General features: G+C 63.2%; 29 protein-coding genes. 7 read left to right on the forward strand and 22 right to left on the reverse strand.

The genetic code is table 11. The features are described 5' to 3' along the window. Both EJ071_RS27710 and EJ071_RS27715 read left to right on the forward strand, forming a co-directional pair. Complete coding sequence (locus EJ071_RS27710) at positions 1 to 876, forward strand: hypothetical protein (RefSeq protein ID WP_126100697.1); 876 nt, start codon at positions 1 to 3, stop codon at positions 874 to 876. Then, the gene (locus EJ071_RS27715) at positions 873 to 2804 is read left to right on the forward strand and encodes a hypothetical protein (RefSeq protein ID WP_126100698.1); all 1932 of its coding nucleotides are present in this window, start codon (positions 873 to 875) and stop codon (positions 2802 to 2804) included. Before EJ071_RS27710 ends, EJ071_RS27715 begins: the two co-directional genes overlap by 4 nt. 83 nt (positions 2805 to 2887) lie before the next feature. On the opposite strand, the gene EJ071_RS27720 is transcribed toward EJ071_RS27715, so the two are convergent. From EJ071_RS27720 to EJ071_RS40110, 11 genes are all read right to left on the reverse strand, one after another. Beyond that, positions 2888 to 3295, reverse strand: a complete 408-nt coding sequence (locus tag EJ071_RS27720) for a DOPA 4,5-dioxygenase family protein (protein WP_126100699.1) — start codon at positions 3293 to 3295, stop codon at positions 2888 to 2890. A 961-nt stretch (positions 3296 to 4256) separates the two neighbouring features. Next, positions 4257 to 5816 carry a polysaccharide biosynthesis/export family protein gene (locus tag EJ071_RS27730; protein WP_189521232.1) on the reverse strand — a complete coding sequence of 520 codons (1560 nt, stop codon included), beginning with the start codon at positions 5814 to 5816 and terminating at the stop codon, positions 4257 to 4259. 215 nt (positions 5817 to 6031) lie between these two features. Next, positions 6032 to 8122, reverse strand: a complete 2091-nt coding sequence (locus tag EJ071_RS27735; protein WP_126100702.1) for an ABC transporter ATP-binding protein/permease — start codon at positions 8120 to 8122, stop codon at positions 6032 to 6034. Between the two features lie 305 nt (positions 8123 to 8427). Continuing rightward, positions 8428 to 9027 carry a LysE family transporter gene (locus EJ071_RS27740; protein WP_189521576.1) on the reverse strand — a complete coding sequence of 200 codons (600 nt, stop codon included), beginning with the start codon at positions 9025 to 9027 and terminating at the stop codon, positions 8428 to 8430. A gap of 256 nt (positions 9028 to 9283) precedes the next feature. Then, entirely contained in the window at positions 9284 to 10267 is a 984-nt protein-coding gene (locus EJ071_RS27745) for a substrate-binding domain-containing protein (RefSeq protein WP_126102743.1), read from the reverse strand. Positions 10268 to 10358: 91 nt separating this feature from the next. Beyond that, positions 10359 to 11426: an ABC transporter permease gene (locus EJ071_RS27750; RefSeq protein ID WP_245459990.1), complete on the reverse strand. Its 1068-nt coding sequence runs from the start codon at positions 11424 to 11426 to the stop codon at positions 10359 to 10361. Further along, on the reverse strand, positions 11426 to 12943 hold the full coding sequence (locus tag EJ071_RS27755; RefSeq protein WP_126100705.1) for a sugar ABC transporter ATP-binding protein: 1518 nt from the start codon (positions 12941 to 12943) through the stop codon (positions 11426 to 11428). Before EJ071_RS27755 ends, EJ071_RS27750 begins: the two co-directional genes overlap by 1 nt. After that, positions 12940 to 13944, reverse strand: a complete 1005-nt coding sequence (locus EJ071_RS27760; RefSeq protein ID WP_245459991.1) for a LacI family DNA-binding transcriptional regulator — start codon at positions 13942 to 13944, stop codon at positions 12940 to 12942. Before EJ071_RS27760 ends, EJ071_RS27755 begins: the two co-directional genes overlap by 4 nt. Before the next feature lie 431 nt (positions 13945 to 14375). Continuing rightward, positions 14376 to 15602 carry an anion transporter gene (locus EJ071_RS27765; protein ID WP_126100707.1) on the reverse strand — a complete coding sequence of 409 codons (1227 nt, stop codon included), beginning with the start codon at positions 15600 to 15602 and terminating at the stop codon, positions 14376 to 14378. A gap of 635 nt (positions 15603 to 16237) precedes the next feature. Then, positions 16238 to 16402, reverse strand: a complete 165-nt coding sequence (locus EJ071_RS27770) for a DUF3309 family protein (RefSeq protein ID WP_126100708.1) — start codon at positions 16400 to 16402, stop codon at positions 16238 to 16240. Between the two features lie 96 nt (positions 16403 to 16498). Continuing rightward, a complete protein-coding gene (locus EJ071_RS40110) occupies positions 16499 to 16633 on the reverse strand; it encodes a hypothetical protein (protein ID WP_281058880.1) in 135 nt (44 codons plus the stop codon). A gap of 182 nt (positions 16634 to 16815) precedes the next feature. On the opposite strand from EJ071_RS40110, the gene EJ071_RS27775 reads away from it, so the two are divergent. The 4 genes from EJ071_RS27775 to EJ071_RS27790 all read left to right on the forward strand — a co-directional run bounded on the left by EJ071_RS27775 (position 16816) and on the right by EJ071_RS27790 (position 19034). Beyond that, entirely contained in the window at positions 16816 to 16983 is a 168-nt protein-coding gene (locus EJ071_RS27775) for a Thivi_2564 family membrane protein (RefSeq protein WP_126100709.1), read from the forward strand. Positions 16984 to 17033: 50 nt separating this feature from the next. Then, positions 17034 to 17324 carry a hypothetical protein gene (locus EJ071_RS27780; protein ID WP_126100710.1) on the forward strand — a complete coding sequence of 97 codons (291 nt, stop codon included), beginning with the start codon at positions 17034 to 17036 and terminating at the stop codon, positions 17322 to 17324. Between the two features lie 148 nt (positions 17325 to 17472). Further along, positions 17473 to 17925: a GFA family protein gene (locus tag EJ071_RS27785; RefSeq protein WP_126100711.1), complete on the forward strand. Its 453-nt coding sequence runs from the start codon at positions 17473 to 17475 to the stop codon at positions 17923 to 17925. A 563-nt stretch (positions 17926 to 18488) separates the two neighbouring features. Continuing rightward, positions 18489 to 19034 (forward strand): PAS domain-containing protein, encoded by a 546-nt coding sequence (locus tag EJ071_RS27790; RefSeq protein ID WP_126100712.1) that lies wholly within the window; start codon positions 18489 to 18491, stop codon positions 19032 to 19034. 59 nt (positions 19035 to 19093) lie between these two features. Here the strand turns inward: EJ071_RS27790 and EJ071_RS27795 are convergent, their stop codons facing one another. Beyond that, on the reverse strand, positions 19094 to 19363 hold the full coding sequence (locus tag EJ071_RS27795) for a hypothetical protein (RefSeq protein WP_126100713.1): 270 nt from the start codon (positions 19361 to 19363) through the stop codon (positions 19094 to 19096). Positions 19364 to 19530: 167 nt separating this feature from the next. On the opposite strand from EJ071_RS27795, the gene EJ071_RS27800 reads away from it, so the two are divergent. Then, on the forward strand, positions 19531 to 19725 hold the full coding sequence (locus EJ071_RS27800) for a hypothetical protein (protein WP_095778310.1): 195 nt from the start codon (positions 19531 to 19533) through the stop codon (positions 19723 to 19725). Positions 19726 to 19886: 161 nt separating this feature from the next. On the opposite strand, the gene msrA is transcribed toward EJ071_RS27800, so the two are convergent. The 10 genes from msrA to EJ071_RS27855 all read right to left on the reverse strand — a co-directional run bounded on the left by msrA (position 19887) and on the right by EJ071_RS27855 (position 25167). Then, complete coding sequence (gene msrA / locus EJ071_RS27805; RefSeq protein WP_126100714.1) at positions 19887 to 20405, reverse strand: peptide-methionine (S)-S-oxide reductase MsrA; 519 nt, start codon at positions 20403 to 20405, stop codon at positions 19887 to 19889. A 156-nt stretch (positions 20406 to 20561) separates the two neighbouring features. Further along, positions 20562 to 20951 carry a hypothetical protein gene (locus EJ071_RS39645; protein ID WP_245459992.1) on the reverse strand — a complete coding sequence of 130 codons (390 nt, stop codon included), beginning with the start codon at positions 20949 to 20951 and terminating at the stop codon, positions 20562 to 20564. A gap of 12 nt (positions 20952 to 20963) precedes the next feature. After that, the gene (locus EJ071_RS27815; protein WP_126100715.1) at positions 20964 to 21287 is read right to left on the reverse strand and encodes a hypothetical protein; all 324 of its coding nucleotides are present in this window, start codon (positions 21285 to 21287) and stop codon (positions 20964 to 20966) included. Next, on the reverse strand, positions 21287 to 21481 hold the full coding sequence (locus tag EJ071_RS27820; protein WP_126100716.1) for a hypothetical protein: 195 nt from the start codon (positions 21479 to 21481) through the stop codon (positions 21287 to 21289). Before EJ071_RS27820 ends, EJ071_RS27815 begins: the two co-directional genes overlap by 1 nt. Then, positions 21466 to 21705, reverse strand: coding sequence for an ABC transporter permease (locus EJ071_RS27825; RefSeq protein ID WP_126100717.1), 240 nt, complete (start codon positions 21703 to 21705; stop codon positions 21466 to 21468). Before EJ071_RS27825 ends, EJ071_RS27820 begins: the two co-directional genes overlap by 16 nt. A 105-nt stretch (positions 21706 to 21810) precedes the next feature. After that, positions 21811 to 22014: a hypothetical protein gene (locus tag EJ071_RS27830; RefSeq protein WP_126100718.1), complete on the reverse strand. Its 204-nt coding sequence runs from the start codon at positions 22012 to 22014 to the stop codon at positions 21811 to 21813. Next, on the reverse strand, positions 22011 to 22673 hold the full coding sequence (locus EJ071_RS27835; RefSeq protein WP_126100719.1) for a glycosyl hydrolase 108 family protein: 663 nt from the start codon (positions 22671 to 22673) through the stop codon (positions 22011 to 22013). The genes EJ071_RS27830 and EJ071_RS27835 overlap by 4 nt, the downstream gene beginning before the upstream one ends. Positions 22674 to 22838: 165 nt before the next feature. After that, entirely contained in the window at positions 22839 to 23840 is a 1002-nt protein-coding gene (locus tag EJ071_RS27845; protein WP_126100720.1) for a bestrophin family ion channel, read from the reverse strand. Positions 23841 to 24197: 357 nt separating this feature from the next. Then, complete coding sequence (locus EJ071_RS27850) at positions 24198 to 24887, reverse strand: terminase family protein (RefSeq protein ID WP_245459993.1); 690 nt, start codon at positions 24885 to 24887, stop codon at positions 24198 to 24200. Next, positions 24832 to 25167, reverse strand: coding sequence for a hypothetical protein (locus tag EJ071_RS27855; RefSeq protein ID WP_245459994.1), 336 nt, complete (start codon positions 25165 to 25167; stop codon positions 24832 to 24834). The genes EJ071_RS27850 and EJ071_RS27855 overlap by 56 nt, the downstream gene beginning before the upstream one ends. Position 25168 lies beyond the last annotated feature (1 nt).

A 25168-nucleotide genomic window follows, 5' to 3' on the forward strand; every position in this document is an offset into this window, starting at 1 on the left:
ATGGCCAAGGAAATTCGCCACATGGCGATTGGCCTGCAATCGTCCGGGAAAACGACTTTCGCCGCCGCGCTATGGTACCTTGTCGACAGCAAGGAAATTGTTACTTCGCTTCGAAAAGGAAAACATTCGGGCGACTACCGATATTTGGAGCTCTTAGCGGCGGAATGGGCGGACTGCTGGCGGGTGCCTCGAACGCTCAGTGAGCAACACGAGAATATTGTGATGAATCTGGAGGACCAAGCAACCGGCCAAGCGGTAGTGCTACAGTTCGTGGACTTGCCCGGAGAGACGTTCGAACGAGCGTTCGCCACCAGACAGGTCAGCCGCAAGGTCGCAGATGCCTTCGAGGGTATCCGAGGCCTGATGCTATTCGTGAGCGCTGGGCAGCCAAGAGACGACGTGACACTTCTAGACGTGGCCAAGACGCTCAGCGAAAATGCCGACGAAGACAAGCTGGTCGAGGAGGCGATAGCAACGGTCAATTTCGATCCAGCAAAAACACCCCGTCAAGTTCAGATTGTCGACTTTCTCCAGGCCATTCAAGCCCCTCCGATGGAGATTGATGTTCAACGAGTGGCACTCATTGTTTCAGCTTGGGATAAAGCGATTAACACCGATCCTGCGGCTTGGTTGCACGACAAGATGCCACTTCTGGATCAGTATCTTAGTCATTTGAAGGTCGAAGTCCGCGTATATGGTGTGTCCGCGCAGGGTGGCGACGTACCAGAGAAAGGTGTTTCGGGAGATGAGGGCGATCGACAGGCACTTTTGAGTGTAGCAAAAGCGAGCGAGAGGATTCAAGTCGTGGGGAATGGGGTTGATCAGCACGATCTAACTCATCCAGTGCGATGGTTGAGCGACTTGGAAGGCTTATGAACAGTGATGAATTTAATCGAATAGATCAGGCGGTCTTTGGATATTTCAATGGCCATCGCCAGCTTGCATCTTCGATCTCCCTTTCATCGCTGGACTCGTACGAACTTGCCGCTGCCTCTGATCTCGCTCCTGGTTCGCAGCTCGACCCAGATCAAAGCTACCTCACAGGTTTAACGCTGCCCGACAGCAAAAAGTACGCCCTGATCCGGACATGGCTCGCCCCGGAGATGGCTAGGCCTGGCTGCGTATGGAGCCACGTCCTCATCTTGGGGCGAGATGTCCTGTCAACTCAAGCCGACTTGACGGTCTTGAATCGCATGTTTCGCCGCCCGGCGGATTATCAGCAGGACGAGTCGTTGTCGATTAGGATACCCGTCAGCCGTCGCGCCAAAGGCCCATCCGCGCGTAAAGATGTGATAGAGCAGGTCCTTGCAGCTTGCTACTCGAAAAGCTTGCTTAGTCCAACATCCATCTCAGATGAAGACCGAGAACATGCCATTCTTGCCGTTTGGTCCCAACAGTGGCCTCGACTACGAGGGACATTTTCCTTCAGATCGATCCCATCAACTGCGGATTTCAAGGGGCAGTCATTCCACTTTCAAACAAATACCTCTCCGCTCGTGAAGATCGAAGCGAAACGGTGGATCGAAGAGGCCGCGCAAGACGCTGTTTCCGGAACGGTGACGCCTCTTCGCCGCTTTCTGTGGCGATACGGCAAGGATGTCGATACTAATCGCCGAACCTTTCCGTACCTCGTAAACGTGTACATAGAGACACGAACGGGCCGCCTAAACCTGCATGTCGCCAATACTACGTTCGAATACTTCAACGCGGGTCACGGAGACACTCTGAAGCGTGACATGCTCGGACTGTCTCAGAGCAAGTTGTCGCTCGTTCCGCGCCTTAGCAATGTCGATCTTATCGAATTGATCGCTGGCCGCCAGCTAAAGTCGCTGGGTGGTCCGACCGGGGACGAGATAACAAGTCTCTTGGCGCGCTCTGACCCCAGGGAACTTCCACAAATCATCTACACGATTGGAACATTTGCTGAAAAACTTGGACCCCTGTTTTCTCAGCTCCAGAACGCTTTGGTACCCCAAGCGACCGAAGAATCTCTTGTCGATCCGAAAATGCCCTTATGGTTCGTCTCGGAGGCACTGCTCCATCGAGCCGATCTGGTCAGTATTGAAACTTGTTCGCGGCTGCCTTCTGACCAACTCACTAAGCTGGCCCAGCTTGGCCTTCCCCGCAAGAAGCTTGAACTCGTCCTTGATCTGCTCATCGGGCGCGAGTTCTCATCCGACGTCCGACCGGTGCTGTACGCCTACCCCGAATACTCATTTGGGAGGGCGCTCGACCTCTATCAGCATGCGGAGCTTCACACGTCGTGGATCGACGTTTTCCGCTCAAGTCCGGCTGATTTTATTCAGTATGTTGCCAAGATTGACAACGGCGAAACCCTTGCATCTTCAGCGGATTTGCTGGGCTACCCAATTGACGGAAATGTCGATGTTGGTCTCTGGCATTCTCGCCTTCGAAGCGCTGGGTTGACTGCTAGTAGCCAATCCCAGAGCACAATGCTCGTGTATGTTTTCGTATTGTGTGTACGCAATGGCATCGAAAACACTAAGCGTATCCTGCGCGATTTGCTGCCAGAACTCCGAAGCAGAATACTGGAAGGTAGCCTACCAGCTCACGCGAAGCGTATGTTGGACAGGTCTCTGCCCGACCATAGCGAAGGCTGGGACCTCAATCGCCGTCTCCTCAAACTTTTCCGTCAAGGTTACAAGCGTGGCCAGAATTTCGATAACGTACTAGACGTCCTGAACCTGAATGACGCTGAATACGCGTACGCAACAAACCAAGATCCCGAGAATTTCGTTAGGAACATGTTCCGAGTGTTCTTGCCTTGGGTGCCTTGGGACTAGCAAGATGCAGACTTTAGTTTACCGCAAGCAATTTGAAGCCAACGTAGGCTGGCAATTACCAACTGTAAGTTAGCCCCGCCCCCTCACGCCCCCAGCGTCGGCTCCGTATTCACCTCCAGCGCCTCTTCCGCCTCGTCCTCCTCGCCAAGCACCTCCCCGTTCACCCCCAGCGGCCGGCCGATCCAGATCGGGTCGACCGTGTGGTCGCGCTTGGGGTTGGTGGTGTTGGGGTGGATGAGGATACTCAGGCCGCCGTGGTTCAGCATCAGCCATGGAACGAGCGTGGCGAAAATCTCGTTGGCGAAGGAGACCTGGTACATGGCCTGCTGGTGCGGGCCGACCGGCTCGTCGCGCCAGTTGCCCAGGCGCACGCGGAAACGTTCGCCGATGCGAAGACGCAGCCATTCGGCCTGCCGCCGCTGCGCCTCTCCTTCATAGTAGATATGGGCGTGATAGCTGGCGATCTCCGAAAGTGCCCTGACTTCGTTCATCGCGATGCTCCCCTTCGATGATTTTTGCGCCGGGCGGAACTGTAGCCGAAGCACGGGCGGGTTGTCTTGGTCTAAGCCGGATCGCCGCCCGTCACCCACTTCAGTCCGAGACAATCGCATAGGGCGCTGCCCCCGCTCCGAGACGGAGAGGGGGAGCGCCATATGCGTTTACCCTTCCCGGCCGAAGCGAACGCCACGAGAGGGAGCTTCCTGCTCTAGATCACCGCGACGACCATCCCTGCCGCGTTGAGGCGACAGCCGACTCGCGCCTGCCTGACTTCAATGCCGCCTTGCCTTTCGTAGTCTATGCGCACCTCGATCGGCGCGTTGAGTCCACCTCGACCTTGACGCGGGGAACCTGCGCTGGCCGCGTAGACCCGCACGGCGCCAAGGGGCTTCGCGGCAGCCATGATCGCGGCGCGACAGTCGCGCACCAGAGGAGCCGGTGTGCCGGGTTTCGCTCTCAGGGGCGAGAAAGGCCCTAAGCGGTCGGTGACCCGCCGGAGGTCACTGTTGCCAGCTCTGGAAGGTCTGAGCACGGGAGGCAGGGAAATGGATTGTGCTGCGGTCTTGGCCAAAGCCGGGGCTGTCGTGACTGCGGCCGGGCGCCGGGCAGAGGCAGCCGGCCCGTTTTGGGCGGAAGGGTGGTCGCCCACACGGGCGCCCGCTGACACGCCTGCGCCTATGCCGCCCATGTTGCCGCCGGCACCAACGCCGGGAGGTCCGCTGCCGCTGGTCGATGCGCCAACGTTTGCTCCGCCTACACCGTCGGCGCTCGCGCCCGCGCCCACCGACACGCCTTGCGAACCGGCGCTCACTCCAGCGCCGAGCCCGACACCGCCAACCTTGCCGCCTACGCCTACGTCAACAGCCGAGGCGGGCGCGATCGTGATCCCGATCGCCAACGCGGCTGCGACGTATTTTTTCATGGCCACCTGCGGCATAGTTGGCTCACTGCTCTTCACCAGCGAGGGTCGGGCACCGGTGGTCGCGTCGGGAGCAATGCGACGGGAAGAGCTATGGTCGCCACCAGATCGGGTTGCGGTGGCTTTTGGACCTTGAACCTCTGTTTGTCCGGCGGTTTACGCGCAGATCCGGAGCGCTCCGACATGCTTGCATGCGGACTTGCGCGGACAGGCGCTTTCGCCATGCGCTTCATGCCCACCGTGCGACGCCCGGCAGCAGCCTTGACGCTGCCAATTGCCTGCCGCGCTGCACTGAGGCTGCGAGCCAGGCCGATCGATCTTTCACGCTCCTGTTCCAACGCCGCGCTCAGCGCTGCCGCGGCCTCTCTTGAAGCGTCGCGTTCCTTGCGCACGCTGTCGAGATCACGCAAGGCGGCATCTGCCCGCTGGCGTTCCAACGCCAGCGCCTCGCCAGCTTGCCTCGATGCGGCCTCGGCCGCGTGCCGGTCCTTTACGGCGTTGGCCTGCCCGGTCGCTGCCTGAGCTGCGCCTATCTTCAGAGCGTCGACGGTCTGGCGGGACGCGGCGAGTTGTTGCTCGAGGAGCTCAACCCTGTGCCGCTCCCCATCAAGGGCTCGCTGAACAGCAGCCTCAGAGGCTTCCGTCGCGCGATGCGCGCTAAGCATGGCGGCCTTCTCGTTGTCCCAGACAATCGCCTTGGCCTTGAAGCCTTCGATAACGCGCCGCGCCGCCTGCAGATCGAGCGCCAGCGCTTTGGCTTTCTGCCGTTGCTTTTCCAGGTCTTGCGCTTGTTTGGCCGCCTTGTCGGCCACTGCATGTGCCTCGGCACTTGCGTCGCGCGCGTTGCGCTGCATTACATCCAGCGCTTCTTGTGCTGCCGCCAATTCACGGCACGAGGCCTGCTCATGCTCGCCAGGCACCGTTCGCGCAGCTTCCTTGAGCGGCTCTGGTGTCTTGAGTGCCTCCGGCGTCTTGAGTGCGTGTGGCGTCGTGGGCGCCAGTTCCGCGGATTTGCGGGACTCGAGCCCGCCCGGTGGTGCCGTGACGGGTTCCTTCTCCAAGCCTGCAAGTGACGGGCTGCCGTTCGCCGCGGCAACCGCCGACGGTTCGGGCGGTGCCTGGTCGCCTGCCGATTCCACGGAATTTGTCGTTTCCATGGCTGGCTCAAGGATGCGCTGCACGGTCGTCTCCGGCCGTTCGGGCAGGCCACTCCTGGCTTGCAGGCGATCGGTAATCAGCTTTGCCAACTCGTCCGTACGCAGGCCTGCGGCGCCAATGCTCCCGATATTTGGAAGATCAACTTTGCCGGTCGAGTCGATGCTGAAGTTTCGGTTGAGTTGCAGCCCTTCCAAAACGCCGCCGCGCAGCGCAGTCCAGTGCCAAACGTGCAGTTCGATATGATCTCCCGGGCTTAGTCTGTCCTCAACCGACTGGCTCCTCGCCGGAAGTCCCAGCAGCAGCACGAGGCATAGCGAAATGAGGCATAGCGCGGGGCTGCTGCCGCGCATTCCAGGAAGTAAACCCGAAACCCGTCGTCGAACAAAGGTGCAGTCACTATGGAAGCATGCTGATTGGGTATCCTGCACATGGTTCATCTCTGAACCCCACCGGCTGTGCGACCCCTCACCGCTGTTAGTTCTGCGTGAACCCATACTGCGCGGCTGGATGCCGCACCAAACAACCATGATAAAAAAGCACGCTCGGCAACGCCAAGCGCCGCAAAAGGCTTAGGGACCGTCTCCTTCTAACGTAGTAGTTATCGATCCGTCGTGGACGGCAATGGCATGTATTGAGTTCACCCACTCCCGCTTCACGCTCTTCCGCCCCGCGTCCCGCTCCCCCACAGTGCCCGCCGGATCAGGCTGCGCTTGCGCCTGCGCGGCACAAGCTCGACGTCGCTGACCAGCTTCGCCCCGCCCTCGCGGCGCTCCAGCGTGATCTTGCGGCTGTGAAAAGCTTCGAGCTCTGCCCGGTGCGCCACGCTGATGATGGTGACCTTGGGCAGTTGGCGGATCACCGTCTGCATCATCTTGTCCTGGCTCTTCTCGTCGAGGGCCGAGGTCGCTTCGTCGAGCACGACGATGTCCGGCTCATGCAGCAGGAGGCGCGCGAAGGCGAGGCGCTGCTTTTCGCCGCCGGAGAGCGTCTGGTCCCAGGGCGCGTCTTCCTCGAGCCTGTCCTTGAGATAGCCGAGCCCCACCTTGTCGAGGGCGGCGCTTATCTTCTTGACCGTCCACTTGTCGGCGGCGGCGGGGTAGGCGACCGCGCGGCGCAGCGTGCCGGTGGGGATGTAGGAACGTTGCGGCAGCATGAACAGCCGCCTGTCGGCGTGGAAATCGACGCTGCCGCCGCCCCACGGCCACAGGCCGGCGATGGCCCGCACCAGCGTCGACTTGCCGGTGCCGGATTCGCCGGCCACCAGCACCCGCTCGCCCGGCTCGATCTCGACCTCGGTCTCCTTGACCACGCCGGTGCCGTCGTTGAGCGTCACGGAGAGATCGTCGAGGGAGAGCATCGCGCCGTCTTCAGTCTTGCCGTGCCGGATGCGCCCGAAAGCCTCGCTGCGCTCGGCGCGCTCCAGCCCGTCGAGCGACATCATCAGCGAGGCAATGCGGCGGGCCGAGGCGTTCCAGTCGGCAAGGCGCGGATAATTGTCGACCAGCCAGCCGAACGCGCTCTGCACGATGGCGAAAGCCGAGGCCGCCTGCATCACCGCGCCAAGCGACATCGAGCCTTCGAGGAATTTCGGCGCGCACAGCAGGATCGGCACGACCGGCGCGAACAGGCTCGACACCTGCGACACCAGCGCCGTGCGCATGTGCTGTCCGGTCAGCAGCGCCCATTGCCTCAGCACATGGCCGAAGGTGTTGTCGATGCCGCTGCGCTCCTCGTCCTCGCCGCCGAGCAGGGCGATGCTCTCGCCGTTTTCGCGCACCCGCGTCAGCACGTAGCGGAATTCAGCTTCCGTCTGGTTCTTCTGCTCGGAGAGCTGCACGAAATGGCGGCCGATGACCACCATCGAGGTCGAGGTGATGGCGGCATAGATCACCGCGGTGATGACGAGGAAGCCGGGGATGGTGATGCTCGCGCCGTCGAGCGGCAGGGTGAGCGCGCCGCCGATCGTCCACAGCACCACGATGAAGGTCGAGGCCGCCAGGAACGCGTGGAGGACGCCGGAGATGAAATCGACGGGCGACTCGGTGGCGATGCGCAGATCCTCCGAGATGCGGGCCTCGGGGTTGGTGTGGTCGCCGGCAACGAGGTTCAGCTGATAGTAGCGGCCGCTGGCCAGCCAGCGCGCGATGACCGCGGTGCTCATCCAGGAGCGCCAGCGGCGCTGGATCGTCATGCGCAGGTAAACCTGCGCGACGACAAGGCTGATGCTGCCGGCCACCAGCGGCAGGAAGACGGCGCTGAGAGTATAGACGGTGTGGACATCGCGCTGCTCGATGGCGTCGAAAAACGCGCGGTTCCAGACATTGATGCCATATTGGAAGCCGACATTGACGCAGATCAGCACCAACAGCCCGAACGTGAACGGCAAGGCGAGCTTGTCGCCGCGCCGGCCCCAGTAACCGCGCCCGCTGATCCAGAAACGCCGCAAAAGGTATTTCTTGCGCGCCTGCTCGGCCTCTTCAGGCGTCAGCTTCGGACCGGGTTCGACTGACTCCGGCGGCGGCGGGGCCGGTTCGCCGACGGCCTCGGGTGTGGGTTCGGCGGCCTTTTCTCCGGCGGATTTCTCTTCGCGTGACTTCTCTTCGTGTGATTTCTGGGGGCGCGGCTTCTCTTCTTCGCGCTTCTCGGAACGCGTTTTTTCCAGGCGCGGCTTCTTTTGGCGCGCCTTCGCGGCACCGTTTGGTTTGCCGCCGATCGGTTTCGGTTTGCGTTCAGCCTGAGACATCAGGCGGACAACGGCTTAAAAATCAGAAGGTTTCATGTCTATGCCTGCGACAGGGCAAAGGCATGGCGCGTGTTCGGGAGGGCAGTCGCATACGGCAGCGCCAGCCCCCCCTCCGTCTCGGCTTCGCCGAGCCACCTCTCCCCCACGTTTGTGGGGGGAGAGGAACCCAAGCTTTCCAAAGTTGCGGCCTTAGCGGTTGGCGTTTCCTCTCCCCCATGCATGCATGGGGGAGAGGTGGCTCGACGAAGTCGAGACGGAGTGGGGGAGCGCCCTATGCGATTTGGGCTTCTCCATCCGAACTCACGTCATCCGCTGAAGCCCCGGCGCGCGGCGGCCATGCCTTCCCACATCAGCTTCAGGCCGAGCGCGCCGACGACGGCGCCGGCGGCGCGGTCGATCCAGTGCTTGGTGCTGAGATAGGCCGAGCGCGGGCGGCTGGCGGAAAAGGCGAAGGCGACGACGGCGTACCAGACGAATTCGTTCAGGAAGAGCAGCGGCGGCAGGACCAGCAGCATCCAGAGCGGCGGCGAGGCCGGCAGCATGGCCGCGAACATCGAGGCGTAGAAGATCGCCGTCTTCGGATTGGCGAGCTGCACCAGAAGCGCCCGGCGAAGCGCCCGCCAGAACGAGCCGGCGCGCGCCGACGCATCGCCGGCGATCTCAATTGGCTCGTGGGCGCCGCGCCAGATCTTGATGCCGATCCACAACAGATAGGCGCCGCCGGCGACGCGCAGGAAAATGTCGAGCCAGGCGACCTGGACGAGCAGCGCGGTCAGGCCGGCGACCGCGATGGTGGCGAAGATGAAGCCGCCTATGCCCATGCCGATCGCCGCCGCCAGGCCGTCGGTGCGCTCGCCCGCGACCGCGATGCGCGAGACGACGACGAAGCTCGGCCCGGGGCTCATCGCGCCGAGCAGGAAAACGCCAAGGATGGACAGTATGGTTGCGAACTCGGTCAAGGTTTCCTCCCGTCGGGCGCAAGGTCCAGCGCAACACAATGCACGCGCAAAGCCGCTTGTCACCACCCTGGCGGGCGATCCGTTGGGCCAGAAGAGCACTGTTCCTTCCAATTCCTGCCAGATACGGGTCCGCTGCCCCCAAAAACAAAAACAAGGCCCCGGCGCCGGGGCCTTGTCGCAACATCTTCGATTGTGGCCCTGCCTACTTGCCGGCCAGCTGCTTGGCGTTTTCCGGCGTGATCGCGGTGGTGTCCACCGTCACCGTCGGCTCGACGGAAGTCGCGCAGTCGAGGAGGATCTTCTTCGACATCTCGATCGCTTCCTTGGCGCCGGTCGGATAGGTGAAGGTCGCAGCCCAATCGCCCTTGGCCACCGCCTCGATGCCGCCGGCCGGACCCGGCAGGCCGTCGGTGCCGATGATCTTGACGTCCTTGCCGGCGCCCTTGGCGGCCAGCAGCGCGCCCGCCGCCATCATGTCGTTCGAGGCATAGAGCACCTTGATGTCGGGATGCGCCTGCAGCATGGCGGAAAAGGCGGTCTGGGCTTTATCCGGAACCCAGTCGGCCGCCTGCTCGGCGACGATCTGGATCTTCGGGTTTCCCTTCACGCCCTCCTTGAAGCCGTTGAGGCGCTCCACCGCCGGCGTCGAGCTCGGCAGGCCTTCCAGCACCGCCGCCTCGCCGCCATCGGGCAGCAGCTTCGATGCCGTGTACTTGCCGGCTTCCTCGGCGATCTTGAAATTGTCGCCGCCGATGAAGGCCGAGTAGTCCTTGCCGGGATCGCCAACCGTCTTGCGGTCGAGCTCGATCACCGGAATGCCGGCGTCCATGGCGCGCTTCACGGCGGGCGTCAGCGGGGCCGCCTCGAAGGGCGAGATCAACAGGATATCGACCTTCTGGGTGATGAAGTTGTCGACCTGCGAGGTCTGCGTGTTGACGTTGCCGGCGCCGTCGGCGATCTGCAGGGTGAAGCCCGGCACTTCCTTGGCCGCCGCCGTCAGCTCGTCATTGACGTGCTGACGATAGGGCTCGGCGTTGTTGGCCTGCGAAAAACCGATGACGAACTGGCCGTCCTTGGCGCAGGCCTTCACCATCGGATCGGCGGCCTGGGCGGTCCCTGCGATGCACAGGCCGGCGCCTGCCAACAGCGCGGCCCGAAGCGCGCGGCTAAGTCCTCTCTCTGTCATTCTCATACTCAGTCTCCTCCTCGTCTGGCCGGTAGCCAGACCTTCGTTGCAGTTTCTTGGGTTGCTCTTTCAGAATGCTGCCGCCGGCCTCCTATCGTCCCAAACCCTCGCGGCGGCGAACGAGGGATTGAAGCACTGCCGCAAGCACGATGATCGCGGCGGTCGCGAGCAGCTGCATGGCGGGGGTGATGTTGTTGAGCTGAAGGATGTTGGCCAAAGCGCCGAGCATGATGGTGCCGGCCACGGTGCCGACCATCGAGCCCGCGCCGCCGAACAGGCTGGTGCCGCCGATGACGACGGCGGCGATCGCGGTGAGCTCATAGCCCATGCCGTCGTTGGCGCTGCCGAAATTGAACTGTCCGGCATGCACGATGCCGGCAAGCGCGGAAGCAAAGCCGGTGATGGCGTAGACCGATATCTTCACCATCGACACCGGCACGCCGGAGATGCGCGCGGCGCGCTCGTTGCCGCCGACGGCGTAGACGTAGCGGCCGAAACGCGTGGTGTTGAGCACCAGTGTGGCGATGGCCGCGAAGATGATGAAGACGATGGTCGCCACCGGCACGGTGTTGTCGAACAGGCGCTCGCCCAGCACCGCGAACACCGGCGGCGCCAGGCCCGGCCCGTCGCCATAGGAAATGTTGATGTACTGGTTGCCGGAGACCACGAGCGCGAGACCTCGCGCGGCCTGCAGTCCGGCGAGCGTGACGATGAAGGGCTCAAGCCGGAAGCGTGTGGAAATCGTGCCCTGGACGATACCGAAGACGGTACCCATGACGAGCACGGCCAGGATGGTGGCGATGAGGCCGAAGCCGCCGGAGATCATCATGGTGGCAGTCACCACGGCGGAGAGGCCCAGCACCGCGCCGACCGACAGATCGATGCCGGCGGTGATGATGACGAAGGTCATGCCGATGGCGATAATGCCGGTCTCCGATACGGCGCGCACGATGTTGGCGATGTTGTCGGGGTTGAGGAACAGGATCTCGCCATGGCGCCGGGGCGAGAAGATGATGCCGCCGATCGCCACCAGCACCAGGCCGATCAGGCTCTGGAAGCGCACGATGATCGCCAGTGGGTCGACGCGGTGCTTGGGCGCCGCAGTTGGGGCCGCCGCAGGCGCCGGGCTCGCCGCCACCGAAATCTTCTGGTCCGACATCAGGCCTCCCTGCCGTTTGCCGCGGCAAGCACGGTGTGCTCGTCGACGCCGCCATTGAATTCCGCCACGTTGCGCCCCTGGCGCAGCACCACGATCCGGTCGCAGAGCCCGATCAGCTCCGGCATCTCGCTGGAAGCGACCAATATGCCCAGCCCTTGAGCAGCGAGCGCCCGCAGCCGCGCGTAGATCTCGCCCTTGGCGCCGACATCGACGCCGCGCGTCGGCTCGTCGAGCAGGAGAAGGCGCGGATTGCCGAGGATTTCCTTGGCCAGCACCACCTTCTGCTGGTTGCCGCCGGAAAGCGCGCCGACGGCGATGTCGGGGTTCTTCGGACGAATGTCGAACTGTCCGAAGGATTGCCGCACGGCTTCAGCCTGGCGGCGCGGCGACATCAGGCCTGCCGGCGAGATGCGGCGAATGACCGACATCACCAGGTTGAGGCCGACCGCCATCCTCAGCATCAGGCCGCTGCCGCGCCGATCGTCGGTGACGAAGGCGATGCCCGCCTTGCGCGCCGCGTTGATGGATTCGAGTTTTACCGGCCGGCCGTCGACCGCGACCTCGCCTTGCCAGCGGCCGGCAAGGCCGGTGCCGTAGAGCGCTGAAAGCAATTCGGTGCGCCCTGCCCCCATGATGCCGGCGAGGCCTACGATCTCGCCTTCCCTGACCTCGAGCGAAATGCCGCTCGGCGCCTGCCAGCCGGCGCTGTCCCGCGCGAGCCTGAAGCTGGCATCCTTGAGGCTGAGCAGTGTCTTGCCGGCGGTTTTCGCGCGCTCTGGATAGAGCTCGTCCAGCGGCCGCCCGACCAAGAGGCGCACCAGCTCGGCCTGCGGCGCGTGCGGCTCGGTGACACCGGCAACACGGCCGTCGCGCATCACCGTCACGCGGTCGGCGATATCGGGCACTTCTTCCAGCCGGTGCGAGATGTAGACGATGCCGACGCCGGTTGCGGCAAGCTTCCTCATGATGTCGAACAGGCGCTCGACCTCGCCGACGGTGAGTGCGGCCGTCGGCTCGTCCATGATCAGCACGCGCGAGGCATAGGACAGCGCCTTGACGATCGCCACCACCTGGCGCTGGCCGATGGAGAGATCGGCGACAAGGCGCGCAGGGTCGATGGCGAGCTCGATCGCTTCGAGACGCTGCTTCGCCTCGCGGCGCATCGCCGGCACGTCGAGCATGCCGCCCGACCGCATCAGCTCGCGGCCGAGGAAGAGATTCGCCGCCACGTCGAGCGAAGGCACGAGGTCGAGTTCCTGGAAGATGGTGGCTATGCCGGCGGCTTGCGCCTCGCGCGGGTTGCTGAAGGCCACCTGCTTGCCATCGATGCGGATGTCGCCCTCGTCCGGCGCGTAGACGCCGGACAAAAGGTTCATCAGCGTCGACTTGCCGGCGCCGTTCTCGCCGAGCAGCGCGTGGATCTCGCCGGCCTTCAAATCGAAGTCGACGCCGCGCAGCGCCTGCACGCCGCCGAAGCGTTTTACGGCGCCGGTGACGGAAAGCAGCGGCGCGCTCATGCTGGCCTCGCGTGGGCCGGCCTCGCGCAGGATTGGCGCGCCTGCAGCGTTGCCTTGAGCCGCACGGCGCGCGGCGCCGCATCGCTCGATGCGATGCGCTCGCTGAGCAGCGCCGCCGCCTGCCTGCCGATCTCGGTGCAGGGCTGCTCGACCAGCGTCAGCCTGGGTTCGAAACAGTCGGCCCATTCGAAATCGTCGAAGCCGACCAGCGAGAGGTCGCGCGGGATCGAAAGACCCTTCTCGCGGATGGCACGGACTGCCCCGATCGTCGTCATGTTGTTGCCGGTGACCAATGCGGTGGGCGGCGCGGGCAGCGACAGGATCGCATGCGTCGACGCCGTGGCGCTCGCCGTGTCGACATTCTCCGGCGAGACATAGTGCGGCAGGCATTCAAGTCCATTGGCCGCGAGCGAGGCGCGGAAGGCATCGACGCGCTCGCGCGTGGTGGTGAGCCCCGGCTGGCCGGCAATGTAGCCGATGCGCTTGTGGCCGAAGGAGGCGACGTGGTCGATCAGCGAGCGCATCGCCGTCTCGTTCTCGACGCCGATCTGATCGAAGCGGTCGTCGGCGAAACGATCGATCAGCACGCAAGGCAGCTTCTTTTCGGCGAGATAGGCGATCGCGCGTTCAGGCGAGCCGGACGGCGCCAGAATGACGCCGTCGACGCGGCGCTGGTGGAAGGCGCGCACCACAGACAACTCCCGGTCGGGGTCTTCCTGCGTGTCCGACAGAAACACCATCAGGCCGAGCCGCGCGCATTCGGCTTCGACCGCGCAGATGATATCGGTGAAATAAGGATTGGAGATCGCCGAGATGGCGAGCCCGACGCTGTTGGTCGAGGCCACCTTGAGCGAGCGCGCCAACTCGTTGGGCTGGTAGCCCATGGCGGCGATGGCGTCGTTGATGAGCTGCGCCTTCTCGGGCGAGACGAAGCGCGTGCGGTTGACGACATGCGAGACGGTCGAAACCGATACGCCGGCGCGGCGCGCGACCTCAGCCATTGTCGGCATGCGAACAGAGTGCCCGCAAGCGCTCCTCCCCTGGATTGCGTTTCCCGTCCGCTCTTCGGCGGATCTCACGAAACCATAGAGCCATCGAAACGTTTGCGCAATCGATTCGATGGCGAGACGCACGAAATGTTTTAGGCGGTTGGAGAGAGCCTGTTGAAGGACGTTCGCCAACCTATTGGCGAGGTCGGTGCCGCCCCTCGTCCGCCTGCCGGCACCTTCTCCCGTTAACGGGGAGAAGAAGAAGGGCCGCGCGCTTGGCGCCTATTCTGCAACGCTGGTGATTGGCGAATGCGAAGATGAAAGCCCCTTCTCCCCGTTAACGGGGAGAAGATGGCGGCAGCCAGATGAGGGGGGCGACGCCAACGCTTGAATAGAGAGCACTAGTATCGATGCGAGCACCCTCGGATGAAGGTGCCCAACGGCTAGGACGTAAAGGCAAGCCAGGCCGTGCCGGCGAGGAGCGTCAGCAGGGTCAGCGGCAGGCCAACCTTGAAGAAGGCCATGAAGGACAGCTGCTTGCCCGCCGCCTTGGCCTGCTCGGCGACGATGAGGTTCGCGACCGAACCGAGCAGTGTGAAATTGCCGGCGAGCGTCGAGCTCATCGCCACGACCAGCCAGGCACGCTCGGGGTTTTCCAGTCCTGGGATGAAGGGCCGCAGCGCCAGCACGGCCGGCACGTTGCTCATGATGTTGGAAAGCACAGCGGTAAAGCCGGAAAGCCGCCAGACGTCGTCGAGGCCGATAGTCTTTGCCCAGGCGATCATGTCGGGTGTGAGCAGCGTGCGCTCGGCGCCCGCCACCACCACGAAGAGGCCGGCGAACATGAAGAGCAGCGGCCCGTCGACCTCGCGGTAGATGCGGTGCGGCTTGATCGCGCGGGTGACGAGCAGGAAAGCGCCGGCGATCAGCGCCGCCTTGGCGACGGGCACGCCGGCGAAGAAGGCGATTGCCAGCGCCACGCAGACGATGGTCGCCTTCAGTACCTGTCCCGGCAGCATGCGGCCGCGATAGACCTCGGGGCTGAGCTCGGCGGGACGCGAAAACTCGGCACGATAGACGATGCGCACTATGACTATGACGGCGACGAGGCCGAATAGCGCCACCGGGGCCAGGGCCGCCGTGAAGGCCGGATAGGAAATGCCCGAAAGCGCGCCGATCACCATGTTCTGCGGATTGCCGGTTATAGTGGCGACACTGCCGCAGTTGGAGGCGGTGCAGGTGGCGATGAGATAGGGAACCGGGTTTCGCCTGATGACGCGGGTGACGTGGACGACGATCGGTGCCATCACCAGGCAGATCGCGTCATTGACCAGGAAGGCCGAGAGCACGCCAGTCAACAGCGTCACCATGATCAGGAGCATGAAGGGCGCATGCGCATGTTCGATGGCGAAGCCGCCAAGCGCCCGGAAGGCGCCGGATACTTTCAGATGCGCCACCACGATCATCATGCCTAGCAAAAGCGTGATGGTGTCGAAATTGATGGCGCGGTAGGCGTCTTCCATGCTGATCGCGCCGATGGCGATCATGGCTGCGCCGCCGAGCAGCGCAATGCCGGCGCGGTCGAGCCTGAGGCCCGGAATGCGCCCGACGGCGACACCCGCATAGGTGAGCCCTAGGATGAAAAGCGCGCCCGCGCCCGTCCATGTCATTGCCAGAGGTTCCCGTTCGCCCTGCCCTGCAGAATCTGCCCGCCCCACCTTTAGCAAGGGTGCGGCAAAGGGAAAGCGCGGACCGTTGAAACTTTCGTCATCAGTGCGCGCGGCTTTTATATTCCAGAAAGCTAATGTAATGTTTCTGAAAAACCGGGCCGACAATCCAGTCGTTGGGGACTAAACGGATGAACACGGTCGTTGAAGTGGGGCATCGCGTCTCGCCTAAGGAGAATCTGATGCCCTCGACGGAATGCGGGCGCTGCCATGGCGCCAGGAAAGTCTTCGTTTGCGCCCACTGGGTCAGTTCCTACGGCCATTGCTGCCCGCAAGGAACGCACCGGCTGAGCTGCCCGGGGCACAGTGTGGTCTGTCTCGAATGCGGCGGGCGCGGAAGCCAGAGCGCCTGACGGATCGCGTTTCGAGGAGCCCGCCGCTCACCCCGGCGGAGTCGGCGGGCTCCCGGGCGGCCCGCAAGCGGCCACCGCGACACGAGCCGGCTTTCTCGCATGGCTGGCAAGGCTTCGTCATTAAAGTTTGACATAGCTACCTTGGGCGTTGTCGCGATCACGCCAAGCTGTTCATTGCGGACGAAAGGCTCTGCGCAACGTCCTCCTGCTCTGATCGAACGATGGTCAGAGCCGTCCGAGCAGCACCAGAATGATCACAATAATCAGGAGCAGCCCCAGACCGCCGCCGCCATAATAACCGGTGCCGTAGAAAGGCCCACCGCCCAAGCCGCTAAAGCCGCCGAGCAATGCCAGAATAAGAATGATGACTAGAATTGTGCCGAGGCCCATGACCTTTTCCTCTCTCCGCCTGATCCGCGCCTGTCATGAGGAAACGAACTCCTCAGGCGACGTGCATGTTCCGCCGGACTCCTCCGGATTCTTTATCTACTGCGGACCGGTTTGATCAGACGTTTCGATGGGCACCGAATTGGCCTCGAGGCCCTTGGGAGCCATCAACATGAGCGCGACGGCGACAGCGATCGATGCAATGATCGCGGCGGTGCTGAAAACGTCTTTCATCTTCCATCCCGCAGCATTCGAAGATGCTAAACAACGCACGACGCCCTCTCGCGTTCCGCAATACCAGCCTTGCCCCGATCCGAGACATCCGGAACCTTTCCTTGCCAGTAACGTTGGAGGCAGCCCGACTTGGGCCAGAAGACTTGTGGCTAGAAGACTTGGGGCCAGAAGGAGGCAGGCAAATGGGCTTATCGATTCTCATCGGCATCTTGATCACCTTTCTGGTGGTGATCCTGGTGCTTTATCTTATCCAGCGCCTGCCGCTCGACGGCCGCACAAGGCAGATCGCCCAGATTGTCGTCATCATCATCGGCATTGTCTCGCTGCTCAGATACCTTGCGGTTTTCTAGCAACGATCCATATTCGTCGCCGGAAAGCCACGACTGCAAGCCGGTGCCCCATGAAAAGTCTGCCGATCGCCCTTGTTGCCGGCACGATATTGTTGACTGCTGGCGCCGCCGATGCGCGGCCCGACACGCGTGCCATGACCTGTGCGGGGACGCAGGCGCTGATCCAAAGCCGGCACGCAGCGGTGTTGACCACCGGGCCCAACACCTACGATCGTTTCGTGCGCCAGTATGGCAATGAGTGCGACTGGCCCGAAGTCCCTATGTCGGTCGCGGTTCCGACCCGCGACGGTCCGTGCCGCGTCTATCGCTGCGAGGAGCCGGTTTTCAACTTCCCAAACTGAGAATCGCCTCGCTTTGCAGACAAGTTGGGAACCGTCACGCCATCGCACGGATTGTAGCGGGAACTGCCCGGGCGATGCTGAGGCGTTCCGTATATCGGCTCGCATCGCGCGGGATTTGGTCTGCATCGCCGGACGAGGAGGAACGGCCATGTCCAACGATATCACGCGTAGCGGCAGTTGCCTGTGCGGCGGCGTGCAGTTCCAGGTGACCGGCGAGCCGCTGAGGGTGGGGCTTTGTCATTGCAAGGACTGCCGCAAAACCAGCGGCTCGGCCTACCAGGCCTTTGCCGTGTGGCCAAGCCAGGCTTTCGAAAGCACGGGCATCACCAATAGCTATGGCGGGCGAAGCTTCTGCCCGACTTGCGGCAGCCGCTTGCCAACGGTCGGCGAGGAAGAGGTCGAGGTGATGATCGGTGGCCTGGACGTCGCGCCGACCGAAGGGCTGGAGCCCAGCTACGAACTGTGGATCGGCCGACGCGAGCATTGGTTGCATTCCCTGCCCGAAGCACGCCAGTTCGAGCATGACAGGGTCGTCGACGATTCGGCGGCCGATGATGGCGAACCGGAAGCGGGGCGGGGGCCGCATCGGAAGTCAGCCTAAATTCTTGGCAGCGGCAGGGCTTAAGTCCTACACCAAGAACGCTTCGGTCCCAACGAGCCGGCAACACGCCCGGAAATCGTCGAGCCATAGGCCACAGCGCCCTATCTTCTTCTTGAAATTCGGCCACTTTCAACCAGTGGTCGGTTTGCCGACGCGGCAAGGACCATTAGCATTTCCGGCGCGGCGACACCTTTTGGAGGCCGCTTCGGCCGGCGCGGCTCAGGCAACACACCAGCATTGCCGCGCCGGCCTTGCAAGATCGATAGAATGTCCAGCCATGGCCGCGCATCCAGGCGAATACAACCTTTGAGGTTGTTTCGAATTCAAAGATTTCTGCTTATCGCGTGAAGTACCAAGCTTCCCCTCGCGGCAGCGAAGTGAAAATTGTTTCGGCAAGAGAAATTTTTCATCACTCATATTTCTGGTCATACCAACTACGCCACCGAACTATGCGAGCAGCAGCATACCTATGATCTCCGGCCTTGTACAAAAGACCACCTTTGTTTCTTTATAATTTTGCGACATAGTATTGGCGAATCTTGAAACCGAACGGGGCGGTTTTCATGACGTCGGCGCCTGAACACAGCCGCAACGTGCATATGCGGTATCCACCGATCGACGGGTTTTGGACCTGGGACATCAAGCGCGATCGCGTCTACGGCGACGCCAATCTGTCCGCCTATTTCGATCTGACGCTCGAGGAATTCTCGCATGGCGCGCCGCTGGAAAGGTGGATGCAAAGCATCGAGCGGGAGGACCAGCCGAGGGTTCGGCTGGCGATCCGCAAGGCCATAGAGCGCAGGTCAGGCTTCCGCGAAGTCTACAAGGTCCGTTCGGAAAAGATGGGGCTGCGCAAGATCCTGGCCGTTGGCCAATGCTATGTCGACGGCATGGGCGAGGCGGCGCTCTATCCCGGCTGGTTCGTCGACCTGACGCAGGATGCCGCAAGCGAGGAGCACTCACTTCGCGAGATGCACAACCATGTCGAGCAGGCCAAGGAAATCGCGCAGTCGATCGGGCACGACATGCTGTCCTACCTCCTGGACAATATCCAGGAAGAGATCCAGCAGAGGCTTGGGGAGAAATCGAGGAGGCGCAAATCCTCTTGAGGCGATCTTTGCCGGTTTCTGGGCCAGTTGCTGGGCCAATTTCTTGGCCAGCTTCCAGGCTAGCTTCTGGGTGGGAGCCTGCCGCGCTTGCCGACTTCGGCCGTTACCAAGCGCGCGAAATACGACTGGGGCGAGCGGCGCTCGATAAGCCTGGCGCGTTCGAGGGCAGCGCCGCCGTAGAATTCGATCAGCACATTCGCCGCCTTGGCGGCGTCGGCCTTCAGCCTGCCGACATCGGCCTCACCGCTCCCGCTAGAGGGTTCGCTCCTGGCAATCACGTCAAGCATAGCTTGCAGCTTGTCAGGAGTGCTGCCCTCGTCTTCGTGCATGGTCGCTGTCCGATTGGGGGCGTAAAATATCGACATTTCCGCGCAATGTCCAACCGCTTCGTTGACCGGGCGCGGGTGCAACCGGGTACAGCTTAGCCGTGAGTCAGACTACAACCTTCGTACAAGTATAGTGAGCCAAACTTCCCATGCAGACATTGGGGGCACCGATGGACCAGCCTAGCAAAATGGAAAACCTGCAATTTGCGCAGGGGATCTTGCGGGAGCTTCGCCAGAAAGCTGAGGCCGATGGCGAAAAGCTTCTGACCTATCTCATCGACATGGCCTATCTCGAAGCCAGCGACCGTATCCGCGCCCATTGGATCGGCAGCCACGAGAACGAGAACCGCCGGGCCAAAGGCTGATCGTCGGCGGCACATCCCGGCAGGCTTCGAGCCCAAAACACAAAGGCCACAATGCCTTTCGGCATGGCGGCCGGGAGCCCGGAACGCAAAAAAAGCCCGCCATGCCTTTCGGCACGGCGGGCGTGATCATGGACACAAGGCTACTGTGTAGCCGCTATTTTTTATGATGCGACGGCCTTTTCGCGGACGGGAAGCTTCCAGCCCGGCCGGACGAAATGGCAGGTGTAGCCGTTGGGATAGCGCTCCAGATAATCCTGATGCTCGGGCTCGGCCTCCCAGAAGGGGCCGGCCGGAGCGAGCTCGGTGACGACCTTGCCTGGCCATAGACCCGAAGCTTCGACGTCGGCGATGGTATCCTCGGCCACCCGCTTCTGCTCGTCGCTGGTGTAGAAGATCGCCGAACGGTAGCTCAAGCCGACATCGTTGCCCTGGCGGTTCCTGGTCGTCGGATCATGGATCTGGAAGAAGAATTCGAGCAGCGTGCGGAAACTGGTTTTGGTCGGATCGAAGACGATCTCGATCGCCTCGGCATGGGTGCCGTGATTGCGATAGGTCGCGTTCGGCACGTCGCCGCCGCTGTAGCCGACGCGGGTGGAGATCACGCCGGGGAAACGACGGATCAGATCCTGCATACCCCAGAAGCAGCCGCCGGCAAGGACTGCGCGTTCGGAAGAAGCCATGTCAAACCTCCTTTGGATTTCTCCATAGGTGGGGATTGTGGCCTGCTTCGTCCAGCCGCTCAAGCGCCGGATAAGGTGAGGTAACGGAGCGCGGGCCTGGTCTGCGCCGATGCTCGCCGGTTGGGCAACCGGCGAGCATCGGATGCCTGGTCAGCCTCACTTGGGCCCTTTGTCGCCTCGGCCGTTGTTGCTCCCGCCGTTGTCACCTCGGCCGGGGTTGCCCCTGTCATGCCCGTGGCTTTCGCCACCTAGGCAATTGGCGTCGCCGACGCCGCAGCAGCGGCCGGCCCACAGCTTGTTGGTCGGCGTGTTGTCGCATTCGTAGATCTGCTGGCCGGCCATCGCGGAGCCGCCCAAGGCCAAGACGGCTACGGCGGCGAGAAGTGCATTGCGCAGGATTGCGGTCATCGGAAAATCTCCATGGTGCATTGTGTTCATTTGCAGCCATGCGTCGCCCGGCGGGGCGGATTGGTTCATGGAGATTTCAAAAACTCTTGCCGACGGTTCGATGTCCCACCTGGGTTCTGGAATCGGTGGCGCGTCCATGCCAGGCCGTCCTTATTCATCCGGATCGGGCTTGAACCGCCTCACCACAACCTCGAATACGATGTCCGAAATCCACATAGCCGAGACGCCGATGAGGAAGGCGGCGGCGAGTGTGGTGGTGTCGTCGGCGGCGTCCGGCATCGGCAGGCCGCTTGCCTGAACCCACGCCACCACGGGCAGCGTCAGATAGGCGGCGGCCAAAGCGCCGCAGATAGGCGAGGCCACCATCTCGCGCAATTTGTAGCGATGGCGCGACAGCGCCCTCAGCACCCCGCCGGCCAGACCGGCGGCCACCACCTGGCCCTTGATGCCGAGCAGATCGAAGATGTCGTGCATCAAGGCCTCCAGCCGCAAAGTTTTGCGCCCTTGCGGTTGTGCGCGAGAAGCGCCCTCGCCTCCTCGTCCGACAGCGTCTCGACCGCCTTGGCGGAGAGGCGCAGCGGCGAAGAGACCGCGCAGAAGCCGCCCTTGGCCATGGTGCAGCCGCCGAGTGCGGCGACGAGCACGGCAGCGATCAGTCCCTTGCCCATGACCTCAGCTCCTTCTTGACCGTATCGGCGGGCAGCGCGCCGATATCGTTGTCGACCTGGCCGGCGATGTCGCGGGCCGCAGCCTCGGCCTTGGTCTGCCGGTCGCGCTCGGCCTTGGCGCCGGCAAGCCTTTGGTGAAAACCCCAGCCAAGCGCCGCGATGACGGACGCCAGCACACCCAAGATTGCCGGATTGCCGCAGAGAAAGGACAGAAGCGCCGTCATGCCAGCCACCACACGACAAGCGCGCCGATGAGGAGCAGCGCACCGATGACCCAGGGCAAGGCCTGGCGGATGAGTTCGGTGAAAACCTCGACCATTTTATCCTTCTCACTTCGACCAGCGGAATTTGCGAGCGAGCGCGTACCAGGCCTCGGTGGCGAGGCTGAGCGCCAGGCCGATGCCGGTTTCGAGCGCGATCTGGATGTCGGGATCGGCTGAAAGCGCCGCTGCGTCGCCTGCGCCAAGCAGGCCGCGCGCGACGAGGACGCCGGCGCCGTAGCGCAGCGCGATGCGGATGATGACGGCAATCATTGGCAGAATACTCCAAAGAGATTGCAGGGAAGGTGCGCGATCCAGGCGGCGGCCGAGCCAAGCGCCAGCGCGATCAGGGCAAGGACGCCGGCCGCCTTGCCGGGCGAGGCCAACGCCGGCGGAGCACCATCGCCCGTGGAGGCGCCGGCCGTTGGCCGCGCGGCGTCGGGTGGCGGCGGCGTGGGCTGGAGCGGCGCCTCAGGCCGCGCCGAGATGAGCAGCGCCTCAGCACGCACCGAGGCGACGCGCGCGCGCCAGCCCTTGCCGAAGGTCGGCCAGGTCGGCAGCCGCTGGAGGAAGGCGAGCCGCGCATCGCAAAGCGTGTCGATGACAACACCGGCGGGCTTCGCGCGGGCCGCGGCGAGCGTGGCCGGGCCGACGCGACTGTCCTCAGCAACGCCGAGCACGGCCTGCAGATATTTCGCCGCCCTGCCCCGCCCGCTGTTCACCGCGAAGTCGAAGACGGCATAGTCGATGCCGTCGGGGAGCTCCGCGCCGAGGACGGCATCCCAGTAGAAACGCCGGTAGCCCAGCACCGGAATGCCCTTCGCGCGCGCCTCGCGCTCATGTTCGGGATAGGCGGCGATGATCGCGGCGCGCTGCTCGGGCGAGTAGTGCCAGGCGTCGTCGATGGTCATGAAGGTGACGTGTCGGGACATGGATTGACGAGCCCTTTTCCTTCTCCCCTTGTGGGAGAAGGTGGATCGGCGCGCAGCGCCGAGACGGATGAGGGGTGCGCGACGGAGTGCGGCAGTGCCAAGCTGGAGCACCCCTCATCCGTCGCCTTCGGCGACACCTTCTCCCACAAGGGGAGAAGGGGAACCTCACGTGGCGATATCGTTCACCGCCGGCAGCGGCGCCGGCAGGCTGGTTTCCCCCAGCCCCCTACGCAGCTCGATCTCGATGTCGCGGCAGATTTGCGAAATCGGCACGTCGTTGGCATTGCCCTCGAACGGGTTGGCGCTGCTCTCGCCGACCAGGTCGAGCGACATGTAAGCCCATCCCAACAGCGCGCTGAACGGGATGGTCAGCCAGATCGAAACCGCGCCGAGCATGCCGCCCAGCTTGGCCATGTCGGCGAAGACCGGGACGATGCCGAACGGCAGCAGCGTGCAGAAGATGACCATGAAGATCGAGCTGACGATCGCGTATTGCCGGGGATAGGGATTGTTCTTGATGCGATCGCAGCGCGCCTGCTGGTCGTGGAAGTCGCGAATGAGCTTCATAAGCTCCGAATAGACCTGCGTCGGGACACTGGTGCTTTTGAGCAAGCCGTTGACCTCGGCCGACTGCATCCCGAGAAGCGTGATCGCCGGCTGCGGCGATTTGAGCACGCTCTCGGCTTCCTCGCCCAGCAACGCGCGCAGTTCCTCGCCAAGCGAGGTCTTGTCCTCCTGGATGTGATAGCGCCGCCGCCGGAACTCGATATTGGCCGCTTTCGCCAGCGATTCCCAAGGCATCGGCCGCCGTAGCGAAAAGCGCAGCGCCGTCAGCCACGCAAGGTGGCGGTGGATGAGCCGCCTTGCCGTCGCGGCATCCATAAAATCCCTGCAGAAGCTCAACCACATCCGGCTGCTCGCGGTGATCTGCGAAAAGGCCTGCAGGGCCTCGTTGGCACGGGTGAAGACCTGCGAATTCTTGAAACCTGCGACGAGAGACACCGTGGTGCCGAGCACAAGCACGATGGACCACGGCACCGAGAACCCGGCGGTGGCCGGAAGGCGGTAGGCGGCGATCGCCAAGCCGCTCACCACGACCATGTAGATGACGCTGCGCCGCGACCAAAGCGCGAAGTCCAACAATTTATAGGAACGGCCTAGATACATTCCTGAGATCCCTCACGGCGCGCAAATCACGCGACTGCGCACCATAGGGGCTCGGGATTGTTTTGAAAGCCGGACGTAAAGGGCGCCGTGGGCGAAGCTGCCAATCTCCCCCCCTAGGGGCAGGGCAATCGCATATGGCGCTCCCCCACTCCGTCTCGGCTTCGCCGAGCCACCTCTCCCCCCACATTCGTGGAGGGAGAGGAAACGCCAACCGCGAAGGTCGCGGCCTTGAAAAGCTTGGTTTCCTCTCCCCCATGAACATGGGGAGAGGTGGCCGCGCAGCGGCCGGAGTGGGGGGCTGGCGCAGCCATATGCGATTGCCCTCCCCCTAGGGGGAGATTGGACTTCACCGGCGACTCACCCCTTCCCAATCCTCTCCACCTCCGCAGCGCTCAAAAACCTCAGCACCACATCCGACATGCCTAGCAGCGGCGTGAACGTCACGATCGTTATGCCCCCTGTCGCGTTGGTGCGGGTCAGCCCTTCGGAATAGATATCCAGCGGCGGTTCCTCGTCGAACCAGACGCCGTGCAGGGTCTCGCCCTGCCATTTCTCGCGGCCCTTCTCATAGGACTTGAAGGAGAGCACGCTTTCGCCCGCCTGCACGTCGCCGCCACCGCCCCAGCGCACGACGACGCTGTCAATCGCGCCGGGAACATTGCGGCCCATCACCGTGTCGGCAATCGCATCGGCCGGGATCATGCCCGTGCCCCATTCGGCCTGCTGTTGCGGCGGGCCGATCAGCACGCGCTGCGGATTGTCGCGCGTGCCTTCGCCGGTGACGCCGGCCGCCCAGAGCCGAACCGGCGTGTCGAACACCTTGCCCGTCCACCAGTCGGGATAGCGGCCGGTGAGGTGCATGGCCCATTCGGCGCCCCCTGCCCTGGTCTTGCCGAGCTGGTTGCCGGCCATGAACAGGCGCTCGCGGTTTTTCGCCCCTGCCGCGTGGAATTCGGCTTGGCGGTCGTAGGGCGCGTAGCAAGCGAGAAGGTTACGGCGCCGGCGTCGGTCCAGCTCCTCGAGCAGCGCCAAATAGGTCTGCATCATCGAGGAACGGCCGCAGCCTCGCTTCGAGACCGCGGATGCGGTTGCGGATTTCCTCATCGCTCATCCGGTCGAGATTGTTTTTATCGACATCGAGGTTTTGCGAAAAATCCTTGGGCAGCAGCGTCAGCACGACCTTTAGATACTGCTCAGGCTTTTCCGCCCGCACCGCGGCGATGACGCCGGCGCCGTGGGCACGGAAATCTGCGCGCAGTGCTGCGGTGAAATCGTCGCCCAGCGTCTTTTTGGAGCGCTTGGGGCGGGTGGCCGGCGTGGCAGCCAAT

The organism is Mesorhizobium sp. M1B.F.Ca.ET.045.04.1.1, from assembly GCF_003952465.1.
Taxonomy (GTDB): domain Bacteria; phylum Pseudomonadota; class Alphaproteobacteria; order Rhizobiales; family Rhizobiaceae; genus Mesorhizobium; species Mesorhizobium shonense.